General features: G+C 48.7%; 3 protein-coding genes. 1 reads left to right on the forward strand and 2 read right to left on the reverse strand.

Features of this window, described 5'->3' with window-relative positions:
- Positions 1-105 (forward strand): HU family DNA-binding protein (locus tag BMY01_RS16890; protein ID WP_175463311.1); only part of this gene is annotated, 105 nt, incomplete at its 5' end.
- A 368-nt stretch (positions 106-473) separates the two neighbouring features.
- Here the strand turns inward: BMY01_RS16890 and BMY01_RS16895 are convergent.
- Together BMY01_RS16895 and BMY01_RS18170 are read right to left on the reverse strand one after the other, a co-directional pair.
- Positions 474-1,040 carry a PEP-CTERM sorting domain-containing protein gene (locus BMY01_RS16895; RefSeq protein ID WP_081354002.1) on the reverse strand — a complete coding sequence of 189 codons (567 nt, stop codon included), beginning with the start codon at positions 1,038-1,040 and terminating at the stop codon, positions 474-476.
- A gap of 137 nt (positions 1,041-1,177) precedes the next feature.
- Positions 1,178-1,391: hypothetical protein (locus tag BMY01_RS18170; protein ID WP_217638697.1), on the reverse strand; the 214-nt coding region annotated here is incomplete at its 5' end.

The raw sequence follows: 1,391 nt of genomic DNA on the forward strand, positions 1-1,391 counted from the left end.
CCTAAAACAGGGGAGCAATTGAAGATCGCCGCCTCCAAGGTGCCTGCATTCAAGCCAGGCTCCACGCTCAAGGCGGCAGTGAATGGGAAGAACGGGAAAGACTAACTGAATCAGCACTATCCTCGCTCCTGCCGCAGCCTTGCTTCCTTTCCCCTACGTCATACAATACGCGCAACTCGCGCTTCGGGGGAGCCGTTAATAAGCTTGGTAAGCAAGTATCGGACAAATTCGAAATAGGAAGATGTCGAGAGGAAGCCATAAGGATGGATGACGAGTGCTAAGCGACTCTCCCAATGCACTCTCCCCTAACCTGCTCCATGCATTTTTGTTTTTTTCTAGCAGCTCCCCTATGAATCTTATGGGCAGGAGGAGCCGTCATATTCCACATGCTGGAAACGCAAGACGAAAGGGGAAGCGCACTCGTGTTATATCTCCCTCAGCATATTGGTCTTTGATAAGAGCACCAAGTTGATTTAAGGCGTGCCTTTTTTGCAGACCTTTTGTCTCGTTCTTGTGATTAGTGCAGCAAGCCCAATACCGACAAGAAGGACTGTGCCAGGCTCCGGGATCTTATTTCCGTTTAACCCGTTATCATTCCCGTTCAAACCTATATTTAAGTCCGCATTAACATCTACCGAACTGATATTTAAGTCCGCATTAGCATCTACCGAACTGATCGTAGTATCTGCCCCAACTTCGGCACTGAATGATGCAATCATATCGTCCAAAAGAAGCTCTGAGAGCGAGACAGATCCTTCAGCTGTACTATCAGATGTAACCCCCTCGCTGGCTTCCGGAGTTGTTTCCACAGTAAATCCCAAGGTTGTGTCAGCAGTAGCCAACGTTGTGTCTATGACAACATCCGAAGTTGTCCCCACGGTTGTTTCCAAGCTGGGGACGACCGATATAAGTCCCGCGTGCGTTGGTCCCGTTGCCATCACAATAATAAGTGCAGCAATTAGGATTGTTGCCTTCATATTTGCTTTCTCCTTTACTGAGCCAACATTTATATTAAGTAGACTTCTTGCAGCGATGACCATAGCTGCCCCTTTAACGACCTTTCATGCAGGAAATCAAGGAGTGCAGGCAAAAAAAGAAGCGATGACTCATTGCTATTGAACTTAAAGTTCCCACCCTTACTGTTCGTCCCTCGATAGCTCAACTCTCTGTCGAGGCGTTAACCGGGACACAGGTAGGCTTTCTGATAGCTATATGCTGCGGCTGGGATCGGCGCGAAGTTACGATTAGATTGTGGATCAGCCCTTGCGAGGCGATCAGGGCGGCTAGTTCCTGGAGGCCGGTTCCCCTGTTTCTTGTGGACGTTCAAGGGCGAGATGACAAGGTTTTTAACCGGAATGCGGGTAATAGTAGTTTCAACGGTCTGGATGGTT

This window comes from Nitrosospira multiformis (assembly GCF_900110185.1).
GTDB classification, from domain to species: domain Bacteria; phylum Pseudomonadota; class Gammaproteobacteria; order Burkholderiales; family Nitrosomonadaceae; genus Nitrosospira; species Nitrosospira multiformis_A.

Coding starts and splice junctions, on each gene's coding strand:
- BMY01_RS16895 (WP_081354002.1), bottom strand. CDS start 1,040: ATGGTCATCGCTGCAAGAAGTCTACTTAATATAAATGTTGGCTCAGTA.